Source organism: Umezawaea sp. (assembly GCF_057122925.1).
In genome coordinates this window covers 86,013-99,946 of sequence record NZ_DBNGPQ010000041.1, presented here as the reverse complement: position 1 = coordinate 99,946, position 13,934 = coordinate 86,013, and the positions used below count along the sequence as shown (strand labels likewise).

The window sequence follows — 13,934 nt, the reverse complement described above, 5'->3', positions numbered from 1 at the left end:
ACGAAGCCGGCTAGTCGGAGTGGCGCAGCACGCTCTCCACCTCGGTCACGAACGCCGCGACGCCGTCCTCGTCCGACGGGGCCCCGTGGGCCTGGAGGATCTCCAGCAGGGCCGCGCCGCTGGTCGACCTGCGGGCCAGGCGGCGGAGGCCGAACGCGGACTCGTACCAGGCGACGGCCACGGCGAGGGAGGCCGCCACGGCGGCCAGGAAGCCCCACATGGGGCGGCGGCTCGCGTCCGCCGCGGCCACCGCGCCCAGTGCCGCCGCTCCCGCGAGCAGGAGGACGGACAGCGCGCCGGTCCAGCGGCGGGACGAGGTGTACTTGGCGCGTCCGCGTTCGAAGCCGTCGAGGCGTTCGCCGACCCGGTGCTTGAGGTAGACGCGGACGAACTGGCTCCTGCGCTCCTCGGCCGACGGCGGGGGGCCGGGCTTGGCCGCGGGCTTCGGGCGCGGCTTCGGTGAGGGCTTGGCGGGCGGCGCGGGTTCGGCTTTGGCGGGCGGCGCGGGTTCGGCCTTGGCCGGCGGAGCCGCGTGCTCGGCCTTGGCCGGCGGAGCCGCGTCGAGCCTCGCCGACACCGGGGACCCGGTCCTGGCGGTCGCCGCTCCGGACTTGGCCTGCACCGCCCCGCTCCTGGCCGACGTCGTCGCCTCGGGCTTGGCCTGCGCTGCCCCGGTCTTCGCGGGCGCGGGGGCTTCGGGCTTCGCGGGCGCGGCCTTGGCGGGCGCCTGCTTGGCGGGCGCCGCGGCGGGCTTGGGCTGCTCGGTGGCCCCGGACTTGCCCGGTGCCGTCGATTCTGTCCTGGAGTCGCTCATGAGGTGGTCACCGGTTCGTGGCGGTGCCGCGCCACCGCGTTGACGAGGTCCTGGAGCCGGGCCTCGCGTTCGGCGTCGGACGCGGGCAGCGGGGCGGCGAGGTGGTCGAAGTACAGGGTGCGGAGGGCTTCCGCGCGGTGGGCCGAGGAGAGGTCGTCCTCGGAGGCCTCGTACCGGCGGGACAGGGCCACCAGCGCGGCGGCGAGGGCGCCGCTGACGGCGACCAGCACACCGGGCCACGCCTGGTCGCCCAGCCACGCCTGGAGCGCGCCGAAGCCGATGGTGCCGAACCCCGCGGCGATGGCCAGGACGATGAGCAGCCTGGCGTGGTTGCGCTCGCGGTGGGCGGTCTCGTCGACCTCGTGGAACGCGGGCGCGACCACGCGGTTGGCCTCGTGGATCGCGTCCGCCAGCAGCGGGTACTCGACCACGAAGCCGGGGTCGATGATCGGCACGGGTTCCGGGGCGCGGTAGCGCAGCCTCGGCCACACGGTCAGCTTCGGGACGGGCTTGGGGCCCAGCGTGCGGTCGAGGGCCGCCACGACGCGTTCGGGGCCCTCGTCCAGGTGCACGGCGGAGACGGTGCCGCTGCGGACCAGCACGGCGAGGTCGTCGTCCTCGGACAGGGTGCCCCTGGCGATCTCGTCGGCCAGGCCACCGGTGCCCGCGACGACGACCAGCGGCCGGTCGCCGCCGAGGTGCGCGGTCACCTGGGCGCGGGCCACGGCGTCGCCGCCGATCAGCAGGGCCGTCGACCGGCCGCGCTTGCCGGTGATCGCGTCGACCGTCCGGAACAGGGCGGGCGTCTCCTCGCCCCAGTCCTTGCCGGGCACGAGCACCGCGACGTCGTGGTTGGGGTTGAGGGCCAGCTCACCCTCGGCGGGCTTGTCCTCCCCCGCCACGACCTTGCCGCTGGGCGCGACGGCGACGAACGGGGGCAGCTTCCCCTCGACCGCTTCGAGGGCGACCCCGAGCAGGTGGACGACACCGACGTCGGCTCCCGCGGTGATGAACACCGCGTCCCGGCCCGCGACGACCCGCCGGAGCAGCGGGAGCACCTTGGCGCCCAGTTCCGTGGTCAGGGCTTCGCCGGAGGAGAAGAGCGCGATCACCGGGCGGCCCCTCGGGACGCCGAGCGACCGTGCTCGGACGTCTGCGTCGGGGTGCGCCAGTCGCTTCACGCGCGGACCATCCGCTGTTGGCATGCGGGGCACCCTAGCCGTGGCTCACGTGAATTTCACCCTTCCGGCGACGGATTTCTCACTGGATCGGGCGTTGCCACGTCGCCGGTAGAGTGCTGCGGGAACCCCTGAGCAGGCGACGTACGGACGGTAGTAGGGCATGACGGTGACCGAGCACGACGTGGCGATCGACCCCGACCAGGACGTGGCGGGGATCGACCCGGCGCTGATGGAGACCTGCCTGAAGGTGTTGGCGCAGGTCGAGCAGCTGCCGACCGAGCACCCGGACGCGGTCGCGGTCCGGCGCGCCACCGCGGGCATCTTCAAGACCGTCCGGAAGATGCGCCGCACCGCGCGCCGCGCCGCCGAGTCCGCCGCGGACCGCGCCGTGATCGAGGCCACGGCCACCGGGTCGCCGCAGCGCATCGACGACGAGACCCAGGGGATCCTGCTCCGGGACACCACGCCCGGCGCGAAGGCGGGCACGCTGATCAAGGCGAAGGCCTGCTACACCTGCAAGAACCGCTACACCGAGGTGGACGCGTTCTACCACCAGCTCTGCCCGCCGTGCGCGGCCCGCAACCGGGGCCGCCGCGACGCGTCGGTGGACCTGTCCGGTCGGCGGGCGCTGCTCACCGGTGGTCGCGCGAAGATCGGCATGTACATCGCGCTGCGGCTGCTGCGCGACGGCGCGCACACCACGATCACGACCCGGTTCCCGAACGACGCGGTCCGCCGGTTCACGGCGATGCCGGACAGCGCCGACTGGCTGCACCGGCTGAAGATCGTGGGCATCGACCTGCGCGACCCGGCCCAGGTGATCTCGCTGGCCGACTCCGTGGCCGCGGCGGGCCCTCTGGACGTGCTGATCAACAACGCCGCGCAGACCGTGCGCCGGTCGCCGCAGTCCTACGCGCCGCTGGCCGCGCTGGAGTCCTCTCCCCTGCCGGACGGCCCGCTGCCGGAGCTGATCACGTTCGGCCACACCAACGACCAGCACCCGGCCGCCCTGGAGGGGCAGGTGCACGCCATCCCGACGCCGCACGCGCTGACCGCGCTGGCGCTGACCGCCGGATCGGCCTCGCCCGCGCGGATCGCCACCGGCACGGCCATCGACGCGGGCGGGCTGCTGCCGGACCTGCACGACGAGAACAGCTGGACCCAGCGGGTGGACGAGGTCGACGCGCTGGAGCTGCTGGAGGTGCAGCTCTGCAACATGACCGCGCCGTTCATCCTGGTGTCGCGGCTGCGGGCGGCGATGGCGGCCTCGCCCGCGCGGCGCAAGTACGTGGTCAACGTGTCGGCGATGGAGGGCCAGTTCAGCCGCGCCTACAAGGGTCCCGGCCACCCGCACACGAACATGGCGAAGGCCGCGCTGAACATGCTGACCCGCACCAGCGCCGAGGAGATGCTGAGCGACGGCATCCTGATGACGGCCGTCGACACCGGCTGGATCACCGACGAGCGCCCGCACCCCACCAAGATGCGGCTGGCGGACGAGGGTTTCCACGCGCCGCTGGACCTGGTCGACGGCGCGGCCCGCGTCTACGACCCGATCGTCCAGGGTGAGCTGGGCGTCGACCTGTACGGCTGCTTCCTCAAGGACTTCGAGCCGTCGGCCTGGTGACGAACCGCCCACTGCGGGCGACCTCCCCTCGGTAGAGTTGACGATCTGCCGTCGATGGGGGTTGTGGTGGGCAAGCGCGTGGTGGCCGCTCTCGGTGTCGCCGCGGTCCTGCTGGTCGGTGGCGGGGGCCAGGCGCGCGCCGACGGCGAGGACGACGCGAAGGCCGTGTTCTGCCTGACCGTGAAGTCGGAGCGGAACCTGCGCGACGCGGGCAGGGCGGTCGGCGTCGAGGTGCCGAGCGACGTCCCGGCGTGGCGCAGGGCGAAACCCGCCGAGTTCGAGCGGGTGTGCTCGGCGCTGTACGGGTCGGAGAAGGCACCGTCGCCCGGCTGGTTCACCCAGGCGCTGCCGTTCCTGACCGGTCTGTTCGGTGCGCTGCTGGCCTACGCGGCGACGGCGTGGCGCGACCGGGTCGCGCGGGGCCGCAAGCAGGCCGAGGACCTGCGGGGCGCGCTGGTGGAGTTCGAGAACGCGGTCACCGCCTACCTGTCCGCCTACGTCGGCAAGCGGGCGGAGGACCCGGTGCTGGTCTCGCGCGCCGGGCTGGTGTCGCAACTGGCGCTGGTCAAGTCGGAGCACCGCGGCTGGAGCCGGGTGCAGGAGCTCCTGGACGGGCTGCGCGACGGCCCGCTCGGCGAGGCGCTGACCCAGCGGGCGGGCCAGGGCGACGCGGCGAAGGCCCGTGACGCCCAGCTGCGGGTGCGGCTCGACGAACTCCGCGACGAGGTGCTGCTGGTGGCGACGGCGCTGGCGCGGCCCGCGCGGCGGCACCCGGAGATGAGCCCCCGACCGCGATGACGAAGCCCTGGCTGAACCCGTTCCCGCTGCCCGGCTGGCAGCGCACGCCGATGCGCCCGCTGTGCCCGTGGAAGAACGCCGGGCACCGCGAGTTCTACGTCACGGTCGACGACTCCGACTTCCAGTTCGACGACTTCACCCAGCAGATGGGCGACCTGTCCGCGCTGCTGGCCGAGGGCAGGCTGGTGCTGGTCACCGGCGAGTCGGGGTGCGGCAAGACGGCGCTGGTGCACCGCTGCGCCGACTGGGTCGTGCGGGAGGTCGACCGGCTCCGGGAGAACCGCGAGCTGGGCCCGAACGCGCGCGGGCTGGTGCTGGACCTGACCGGGTGCCTGCCCGACGGTCCGGCCCAGTCGATCGAGGAGCGCGCCGCGCACGTGTGCGACGAGCTGTTCGGGCGGCTGGTGGACAACGAGGCCCTGCGACCGCAGGCCGTGGAGCAGCTCGGCCCCGACCGCGACACGCCGCGCCGGATCTACCCCCGGCTGGGTGCCGCGCTCACCGAGGACCTGGTGCTGGTGGTGCTGCTGCCGACACCGGGCGAACTGGCCGCCGAGGTGGTCCAGTACGCACGGGCCTTCGCGGGTCCGAAGGTGCTCTTCATGGCCGAGTCGGACCTGCTGGACCCCGACGAGGTGGCGGACGTCGTGCGGCAGCTGGAGGCCTGGGTGCCGCCGCTGACGCTGCACGTCGGCGCGCTGGAGGAGGGTGACGTGCGCAGATTCGTGGAGGACCGGCTCGAGCGACACTCGATGGTGGGCCGCTACCCACGGATGAGTGACGAGGCGATCGAGTTCCTCACCCGGTGGGCCAAGTCGGTCGCCCAGCTCCAGCGAACTTTGCACGGAACTTACGAGAGCCGCCGCAGCCTGGGACTAAGCTGCGGCGAAGGCGACGTCGTGACCGTGGACGACATCGTCGCGTTCTTCAACAACGGGTCCCGGAACGGACTGGGGAAGTAGCGATGAGCGGAAACGGCGAACCGCGCGCACGGAGGAACCCCTTCTCGCCGATGGCGGTCGCCCGCATCACGGACTTCGACTCGCACGACTCCCCCGAGGTGTCGATCGAGACGGACGCGATCCGCCAGGCGCGCTCCCACGTCACGTCCTACCTGCGGGCCTCCGACGGCGGCGACCAGGCGGGCACGGTCATCGCGATCGTCGGCGACTACGGCACGGGCAAGACGCACCTGGCCGTGCAGCTCGTCCGGCACGCGCGCGCCGAGCTGAGCGACCCGGCGAACGCGATGTACCTGGACGCGACCGCCGAGAGCTTCATCGAGCTGTACCGCCGGTTCATGCACAAGGTCGGTCTGGCGGGCGTGCTCTCGCAGGTCAGCGACTACTACGCCGACGTGGTCGCGGAGTCGTTGCAGAGCACCGGGTTGACCGCGGACACCGTCGAGTGGCTCAACACCCGCGACCTCCAGCCGGAGCAGGTCGTCGAGCGGATGGGCCTGATGGAGAGCGCCCTGCTGCGCAAGGTGCAGGCCGCGCTGCGGGGCGTCACCGAGAACAAGGACTTCGGCACGGCGCTGGCGCTGTTGCTGCGCAAGGGTTTCGAGCACTCCGTGTGGGCGTGGCTGACCGGCGGCCACCCGGACCAGGTGCTGGTCGAGCGCGGCATCACCAAGCCCATCGACAGCGAGGTCGCCGCCCTGGAGGCGATGGGCGTGTTCGCCCTGCTGTTCGGCGGCAGGCGGCGGCGGTTCGTGCTGGTCGTGGACGAGCTGGACAAGATCTTCTCGCTGGACAACCAGCCGCAGCCCAGCACGCTGGCCGCGTTCCAGACGCTGCTGGAGGTGTTCGCCAAGGCGGGCGCGTGCCTGGTGCTGTCCGGGCTGCCGGACTTCCGGACCGTGCTCGGGCCGAGCGTGCGGCAGCGCATCGCGCACACCGTGACGATGGCCGGGCTGAGCAAGGAGGAGGTCGCCGAGTTCGTCCAGTCGGCGCAGGGCGGCCCGACGCTCGACCCGTTCACGATGGACTCGATCGGCTACCTCACGGCGGTCGCGAGGGGCAACGCGCGCAACGTGATCCGGCTGTGCCACCGGGTGTTCCGGATCGTGGACGACGAGGGCCCGGACGCGCTGGTGACCCACGAGGTGGTGGAGCGGGCGGCGCGCGAGCTGTTCGGCACGCTCAGCTCGGACGACATCCACGGCGTCGTGCGGCGGCTGCTGGACGCGTCGGGGTACGACTACTACCACGACCACCTGCTCGGCCTGGGCGAGGAGTCCAAAGCGGACTTCTGGATCACCTACCCCGGCCGCGAGGGCGGGTGCGCGGTGCTCGTCACGCAATCCCTGCTGGACAGCGACAACGTGGCCGAGGTGCGGCGCAGGATCGCCTCCGTCAAGGACGCCGCCGAGGGCGCCGAGGTGCTGGTGGTCGTCAACGGCGTGCTGGTCGAGGGCGCGGCGATCCAGGTGCGCGAGCTGATCGGCCGCGACCCGCTGGTGCACGTCGAGCGCACCTTCGCCGAGGACTTCAAGGCGCTGGTCGGGGCGGTCGGCAACCTGCTCGCAGGCCCGGCGGACGGCGACGTGGTCACGGCGCTGCGGCAGCGGTTGGAGGTCGTGGCGCGGCAGCAGTCGAGCATCTACGGGTTCATCGAGCAGCTCACCGAGCACGTCGACAGCGCGCGCGGGTCGACGGACCGGCAGCTCGCCGCCATCCAGCGCAGGCTCGCCACCCTGCCGGGCGAGGGCGGGACCGAGCGGTCGACGCGGTCCGCGCTGCCGCCGGACGTGGAGAAGCTGTTCCGCGACGCGGTGGACGTGCTGGAGGAGCTGACCCAGCTCGACGTGATGCTGACCGAGGCGCTGGAGCCCGCGGAGGACGAGACGCAGGAGGCCGTGCAGCGCCGGTTGCGGTCGATCGACTACCGCGAGGCCGCGGGGCGCGCGGTGATGATGCAGAGGTCCGTGCAGAGCTTCCGCGCGTCGGTCGCGCAGTGGTTCGGCACGGAGGCCGCGGGCGGTGCCGCGCCGACCGCGGAGGCGGAGGACCGGCTGGACCAGGTCTGCCGGGCCTACGACGGCATCTCGGAGTACCTGCCCGTGTTCGGGCTCGACCCGCTGTTCGAGCTGCCGCCGTGGGCGGCGCGCCACTCGGGCATGGTGGCGGCGGTCAATCAGGCGGGGCGGCGGAACCGGGTCGCGATGGCGTTGGACAACCTGAGCCCCCGTGTCAAGCGCGCGGTGTGGCGGTCGTCCCGCGCGGGTGGCCGCTGACCGTCGTCCGGGCCCCGAACGGGCGCCAACCGGTCGTAGAGGCCGTTGCACAGGGCGTGCAGCAGGTTCACCACGATGATCGCGGGTGCGACGACGGCGATCGTGCCGGGGAAGTTCGGCTCCAGCAGCAGCGCCAGGATGATCGCGGTCAGCCCGTTCTGCTGGCCCAGCGCGAGCCTCATCCGGTCGCCGCGCCACACCTTCGGGATCGTCAGCACCAGCGCGACCACGATCTGCGCGGTGTACGCGGCGATCCCCAGCACCACGCCCTCCCCGATCCGCAGGCCGCCGACCAGCACCACGCCGACGGCGAACGTGGCCGTGTACAGCGCGACCTGCGTGAGGCCGTCGAGCGACCTCCCCAGGTTCGGGCGGAAGAACAGGCCTACGACGGCGAGTGCGAGCAGCAGCGCGTACCGCACGGCCAGGAACCCGGCGGCCAGCAGCACCAGGATCAGCCCGGTCCGCACCGCCCACCGGACCGGCCACGGCCGGGGGCCCTCGGACGCGGTGCGCCGCGCCTTCCAGACCCGGTGCGCCAGGTACGCGACGACGACGAGCACCGCGTTCCAGAACAGGCTGGTGCCGAACGACGTCAGGCCCGTTCCGACGGTGTCGTGGGCGCCCAGCGCGAACGCGGTGAAGTACGCGGTCAGCAGCACGGTGATCGGGTCGTCGAACGACGCCCACGCGGCGAGCAGGGCCTTCGCCGAGTCCGACATGCGGCTCTTGAGCCGGACGGCCGCCACGGACAGCGGGTCGATCTGGGCCAGGGCGACGGCGAGCACGAGGTGGTCCGGTTCGCGGTACACCAGGAAGAGCACACCGAAGATGAACGCCACCTTGGCGAGCACGCCGAACGTCACGGCCACCACGACCGTGCGCAGGTGGGTGCGGAACTCGTCGATCTCGATGCCGCGCGTGCTCGCGTACAGGCCGAAGCCGAGCAGCGCCGTCACGAAGAACCGGTACGGGTCGGAGGAGTCGACGTCGTCGAGCCGGAACAGCTCGGCCGCCGCCCACCCCGCGCCCGCCGCCGCGAGGAGCGCCACCGACCGCAGTGCGGAGTTCACCGCAGTTCCAGTGCCAGCGCCGCCATCCGGTCGTCCGCGCCGCTGACCCGGTTCTGGTCGATCGTGACGCCGACCAGGTAGTCGCCGGGGCCGAGGCGGTAGTAGTAGATCGCGCCCATCTCGATGTCGAGCACCAGCCGCACCAGCACGCCGCCGAGCGCGGTGCTGGTCGTCCGGTTCAGCCGGTGCGCCAGCGCTCCCAGCTCGCGGCTGAAGCCCTGGTAGAACCGGCGGCGGGTCTCGACCGCGATCTGGGTGAAGAACGGCGACAGCGACGGGTGGTCGAGGTGGTCGACCATGACCGGCAGCTCGCCCTGCGAGCAGTACGCGACCAGGTGCAGGTCCTCGGGGCGCACCGCGCGGACGCACGCGGACAGCAGCCGGTCGGTGTCCTCGCCCGGCGCGGCCAGGACGGTCGTGAACGGCGCGGGCTCGGACCCGATCGACGGCAGCGGTTCGACGGGGTCGGCCGACTCCCAGCCGCCGGGGTTCAACGACGGCAGCCGGACCTGGGCGCGCAGCGTGCTCGCCAGCTCGGCCACGGCCCGGTCGGCGGCGCGGACGTCCGGTGCCAGCGCCAGCGGCGTCACGGGGTGCTCGGTCGCGGAGCGGTCGACGACGAGGCCGACCACGTTCTCGCTGGGCACGACGGAGTCGCAGAAGACCGCGCCCTCCTCGGTCTGCACCACCGTGCGGATGAGCCTGCCGGTGCGGGCCTCCTGGAGGGTGCGGTCCAGGGTGGTGACGGTGAACCCGAGTTGGCGGCCCAGGCGCTTGAGCTCGTCGCGGCGGGTGGTGCCGGGCAGCGCGTCGGGCGAGGGCGGCGGGTCGCCGAGCGCGTCGAGGCCGAAGTCGAACACGGCGCGGCTGTAGTGCGCGAGGTAGCGCAGCGCGGTGCTCTTGACCATCGTGTCGAAGCAGGCCTGCCGGGCGTCGCCGAACTCGGGGCCGAGGTGGTCGGCGACCTCCTCGAACACCTCGTCAGGACGTTTGGGGAACGTCGACATCGATCTCCCTCCAGGCCCGGTCGGGATCGCCTGCCTGCTCGGCGAGCCGGACGTCGTGCGCCGCGATGACGGTGAACGGGTGGTCGACGCCCAGGAACTCGACGCAGTCGGCGTGGGCCGCGGTGATCAGCTCGACCGCGCGCGGCAGGTCGCCGGAGGCGAAGACGACGCGGGCGAGGTCGACGTCCGCGGCCAGCGTCCACGGGTGCGTCTCGCCGAGCCGGGCGCGCAGGACCTCCCGCGCCGCCAGGACTTCCCGGATCGCCGCGTCCGCGTCCCCCGCCGCGCGCAGCGACAGCCCGAGGCCGAGCCTGCACAGCGCGACGTACGGGTGCTGCTCCGCGAGCCCGACCTCGGTGAGGAACCCCCGCAGGGCGCCGGTGGCCAGCTCCACGGCCAGCGCCGGGTCGCCGCCGACCGTGCGGTGGTCCGCGGCGAAGCTGAGCGAGCACGCCAGCGTGTCCGGGTGGTGCGGGCCGAAGATCTCCCGGAAGTCGCGCAGCGTCTTGCCGTTGCGTGCCTTCGCGTCCTGCGCGCTGCCCGCCCTGCGCAGCGCGATGGCGTGGTTCCAGCGCGCGGTGAGCTGCATCGGGTTCAGCTCCGAGCGCAGGGTCTGGAGCTTCTGCATCGCGGTCATCAGCGACGTCAGCGCGTTCGGGTAGTCGCCCAGCTCCCGCTGGTAGACGCCGATCCGCGACAGCGAGAACCACGTGTCGGGGTCGCGTTCGCCGAACAGCCGCCGCCTGCGGTGGTGGTTGTCCTCCTCCAGCTCCAGCGCTCCGGCCGGGTCACCGGACAGGAACATCGAGATGGCCAGGTTGTTCGCCGCGCTGCGGGTGTGCGGGTGGTCCTCGCCCAGCGCGCGGCGGAAGCCCTCCCACGTCGACTGGTCCTCGACCAGCGCCTCGTCGAACAGGCCGAGCCCGCGCAGGTCGCCACCGCGACCGCGGGCGGTGATCAGCGCCTGCGGGTGGCTGAGCTGGAGCGAGCGGCGCTGCTGGGCGAGCGCGGCGTCGTCCAGCCGCAGGGCCTGCAACGGGTTGCCGAGCACGCGGTGGATGTTCGCGAGCTGCGCGGCGAGCCTGGCCCGCAGCGGGTCGCCGGGGCCGTAGCGGCTGGTCCACGTTTCGAGGAGCTTCTCGCCGGGGTCCAGCGCCGAGCGCCGCACGCCCGTGCCGCCGTCGGTGTAGAGGAACCGCACCTGGTTGACCAGCCAGCGGCGCACCAGGTCGTCGTCGCTGTCCAGCGCGCCCGACGGGTAGACGTGCGTCTGGAGCTCGGTGAAGCGGCTGGCCCGGTCCGGGGCCGTCAGCTCCACCTCGGACGGCGCGTAGGCGGCGAGGCAGGACAGGACCTCCGCCCGCCGGGACGCGCGTTCGAGCTGCCCCATGCCCTCGCGCAGCGCGTTCTGCACGACCCGGTGCAGCCGCAGCGTGTACTGGTCGCCCCAGTCGACGCGGAACAGGCCGAAGCGGGCTCCGGTCCACAGCACGCGGTCGATCTCGCCCGCGTCGAGCCGCAGCGGTTCGGCGTCGACGCCGCCCGCGACCACCAGCCGTCCCAGCAGCGCGGGTGAGCGGATCAGGCCCAGGTCGACGCCCTGCGGGGACAGGAACGAGCAGAGCTGGGCCAGCAGCACGGCCAACCGCCCGGTCGAGGACTCCCGCAGCGCGCCCACCACGACGGCGAGCACGCGGGCCGTGGTGTCCTCCTGGCCGTTGAGCAGCCCGAGGAACGTCCGGACGGCCCACGCCGCCGAGTCGGCCGCCGTGCTGCCCGCCTCGCGCTCGGTGTGCGCCACCTCCTCCAGCCACGCGCCCGCGAGGTCGAGCGCGAGGGGCAGCTGCCCGGCGACGAGCGCCACCTGCTCGGAGTCCTCCGGCGACAGGCCGGGCACCCGGTCGGCGAGCAGCCTGGCGCTGTCGCCCGCGCTCATCGGGACCAGCTCGATGGCGGTCTCGGGGGCGTTGCCCGAGGTCACCAGGACGTGGCCGGTGGAGCCTCCCGGCAGCAGCTCCTCCAGCACGGCCAGGTCGTCGGCGTTGTCGTAGACCAGCAGGAACCGCTGGTAGGCGGGGTCGCCCGCGAGCCGCTCCAGCGCGGAGGTGGTGCCGAAGTCGGTGGACCCCGGCTGGCGCAGCCGGGCGGCGAGGTTCGACAGGCCCACCAGCACGGACTGGCGGTCCTGCGACGGCAGCCACCACACCAGGTCGTAGTCGCTGGCGAACCGGTAGGCGTACTCCAGCGCCAGCTCGCTCTTGCCGATGCCGGGCACGCCGCCGAGCGTCACCACCACCCGCGCGTCGCCCGCCTCCACCAGCCGGTCGCGCAGCTCCTCCAGGTCGGCGTCGCGGCCCACGAACAGCGGGTGGCGCGGCGGCAGGCCGAACACGGCGGGCACCGCGCCGGGCACGCGCATCCCCACGTCCCGCACGGTGCCGGGTCGGTCGATCAGCCCGAAGTGGGTGAGCAGCCGGGCCCGCACCGACTCGTGGTGCTGCTCGGAGACCGCGACGGTGGTCGCCACGTCCTCCGGGGCGATCTCGGTGTCGGTGAGGTGCAGCTTCAGCACGGTCGCCCGGCGACCGCGGGTGAACTCCTCGACGGACGCCTGCTCGGCCGAGCCGTCGAGGTTCGGCGAGGAGATGACGACCAGGCCGGGCGGGTGGGCGGCGTCCAGCCACGCCCCGGCGTCGGCCAGCGTCCTGGTCTGCGCGCCCGCGCGGTCGAGCTGGCCGCGCACCCAGTCCGCCCACGCGCGGTCCGGCGGCGCGTAGGCGACCAGCACGCGGTCCGGTTCGACGGTGGAGTCCAGGCCGAAGACGCGCCGGTAGCGGGCCCGCAGCGTCGGCGAGACCGGGGTGACCCCCGTGACCTCGCCGCCCGTCACGGCGGACGCCAGGCGGCCGTACTGGCGCTCCAGCGTGCCGCCGGGGCGCGGCTCCTCGACCAGGATCGCCAGCAGCGGGTCGAACGCGTCGTAGGGCCGGTACGGGATCTCGATCGAGCCGTCGTCCGGCAGCCGCCGGGACTGGCCCGCCAGCAGCTCGGCGAACGCCGCGTGGATGGCCGAGCGGATGCGCTGCGCCCTGGACAGCTCGTCGGCGTCGTCGAACAGCGTCGCCACCGGCACGAGGTCGATCCGCACCGGGGCGCGGCGGCGCAGGCGGGCGGCCAGGTCGGCGGCGTCGGAGATCGCCCGCGGGCGGGGGCGGAAGCAGACGACTGCGACCTCGCACAGGGTCGCGATCAGCGTCAGCGACGCCTCACCGGCCCCGGTCGGCGCGTCGATCAGGACGTGGTCGTAGTCCGCCTCGGTCAGCCGGGTGCGCAGGTCCGTCATCGCGCTCGGGTCGCCGTGCTGGAAGTCAGGGAAGAACCGGCCCGCCGCGTCCGGCTCCATCGGGGCGACCACGTCGACGTGGCCCGCCGCCTCGGGCAGCGCGAACCGCTCGGCGTTCGGCTCGTAGCCCTCGCGCACCGGGGTCGACGTGTACGCCGCGAGCAGCTGGCGGCCCAGCTGCGTGGGGAAGGGCCTGCGGTCGACCAGGAACGGCTCCAGGTACTCGCGGACCCTCGGCACCTCCGAGCCCCAGTCGACGACCAGCACCCGCTTGCCCGCGCTCGACAGCACCCAGGCCAGGTTCGCCACCGCGCTGGTCCGACCGGTGCCGCCGGTCGCGGACAGGAACGCGACGACACCCGCTTGCCCCGGAACGCTCAGCGAACCGCTCATCACCACTCCAGTCCGGGGACGTGAACTCGTTGAATAAACCAAGCGGGACGGTGCCGGGTGGACCCCACGGCCCGAACGGACTCCGTTCAAGGCGAAGATTCACTCGGATGGAGGCAGCGCCTACAGCGAACTCTGGAAGGCGGCGTACTGCTCGGGCATCTCCGGGTCCTCGGCCAGGACCCGGCGCAGCGAGGCCCTCAGCACGTCGTCCGGCAGGGCGTCCAGCCGCGCCAGGTCGATGCCCGTCACGTCGAGCAGTTCGGACTCCAGCACCCCGTCGGTCTCCATGCGCTCGCGCCCCCTACACCCGGCGCCCGCGGAGTTGCGGGTTCCGTGCCTCCGGTCGACCGGGATTCGATCTCCATCCTAGTGCGCGGCAACCGGTAATGCCGTCAATGGGCCGATCGGACCACCGCGGCGGCCCGACGCCGTGTTTCATGGCGGGAGGGGACGGGATCGG

General features: G+C 73.3%; 10 protein-coding genes. 4 read left to right on the top strand and 6 right to left on the bottom strand.

Annotation, left to right across the window (positions count from 1 at the left end; all coding sequences use genetic code 11):
* Positions 1 to 10: 10 nt before the first annotated feature.
* Together AC156L_RS07235 and AC156L_RS07230 are read right to left on the bottom strand one after the other, a co-directional pair.
* Entirely contained in the window at positions 11 to 814 is an 804-nt protein-coding gene (locus AC156L_RS07235) for an SLATT domain-containing protein (RefSeq protein WP_330882923.1), read from the bottom strand.
* Positions 811 to 1,995, bottom strand: a complete 1,185-nt coding sequence (locus tag AC156L_RS07230; RefSeq protein WP_330882921.1) for a hypothetical protein — start codon at positions 1,993 to 1,995, stop codon at positions 811 to 813. Before AC156L_RS07230 ends, AC156L_RS07235 begins: the two co-directional genes overlap by 4 nt.
* Positions 1,996 to 2,155: 160 nt before the next feature.
* On the opposite strand from AC156L_RS07230, the gene AC156L_RS07225 reads away from it, so the two are divergent.
* The 4 genes from AC156L_RS07225 to AC156L_RS07210 are packed head-to-tail and all read left to right on the top strand — an operon-like array spanning position 2,156 to position 7,658.
* Positions 2,156 to 3,622 (top strand): SDR family NAD(P)-dependent oxidoreductase, encoded by a 1,467-nt coding sequence (locus AC156L_RS07225; protein ID WP_330882919.1) that lies wholly within the window; start codon positions 2,156 to 2,158, stop codon positions 3,620 to 3,622.
* A 54-nt stretch (positions 3,623 to 3,676) separates the two neighbouring features.
* Entirely contained in the window at positions 3,677 to 4,420 is a 744-nt protein-coding gene (locus tag AC156L_RS07220) for a hypothetical protein (protein ID WP_330882917.1), read from the top strand.
* Positions 4,417 to 5,382 (top strand): hypothetical protein, encoded by a 966-nt coding sequence (locus tag AC156L_RS07215; protein WP_330882915.1) that lies wholly within the window; start codon positions 4,417 to 4,419, stop codon positions 5,380 to 5,382. Before AC156L_RS07220 ends, AC156L_RS07215 begins: the two co-directional genes overlap by 4 nt.
* Positions 5,383 to 5,432: 50 nt before the next feature.
* Positions 5,433 to 7,658, top strand: coding sequence for a hypothetical protein (locus AC156L_RS07210; protein ID WP_330882913.1), 2,226 nt, complete (start codon positions 5,433 to 5,435; stop codon positions 7,656 to 7,658).
* Here AC156L_RS07210 and AC156L_RS07205 read toward each other — a convergent pair.
* The 4 genes from AC156L_RS07205 to fxsA all read right to left on the bottom strand — a co-directional run bounded on the left by AC156L_RS07205 (position 7,559) and on the right by fxsA (position 13,762).
* Entirely contained in the window at positions 7,559 to 8,731 is a 1,173-nt protein-coding gene (locus tag AC156L_RS07205) for a cation:proton antiporter (protein WP_330882911.1), read from the bottom strand. The two genes, AC156L_RS07210 and AC156L_RS07205, sit on opposite strands and share 100 nt — an antisense overlap.
* The gene (locus AC156L_RS07200) at positions 8,728 to 9,738 is read right to left on the bottom strand and encodes a hypothetical protein (protein ID WP_330882909.1); all 1,011 of its coding nucleotides are present in this window, start codon (positions 9,736 to 9,738) and stop codon (positions 8,728 to 8,730) included. The genes AC156L_RS07205 and AC156L_RS07200 overlap by 4 nt, the downstream gene beginning before the upstream one ends.
* Positions 9,713 to 13,474, bottom strand: coding sequence for an FxSxx-COOH system tetratricopeptide repeat protein (gene fxsT / locus AC156L_RS07195; RefSeq protein ID WP_330882907.1), 3,762 nt, complete (start codon positions 13,472 to 13,474; stop codon positions 9,713 to 9,715). The genes AC156L_RS07200 and fxsT overlap by 26 nt, the downstream gene beginning before the upstream one ends.
* Before the next feature lie 120 nt (positions 13,475 to 13,594).
* Positions 13,595 to 13,762, bottom strand: a complete 168-nt coding sequence (fxsA, locus tag AC156L_RS07190; protein ID WP_330882905.1) for an FxSxx-COOH cyclophane-containing RiPP peptide — start codon at positions 13,760 to 13,762, stop codon at positions 13,595 to 13,597.
* Between the last annotated feature and the right edge of the window lie 172 nt (positions 13,763 to 13,934).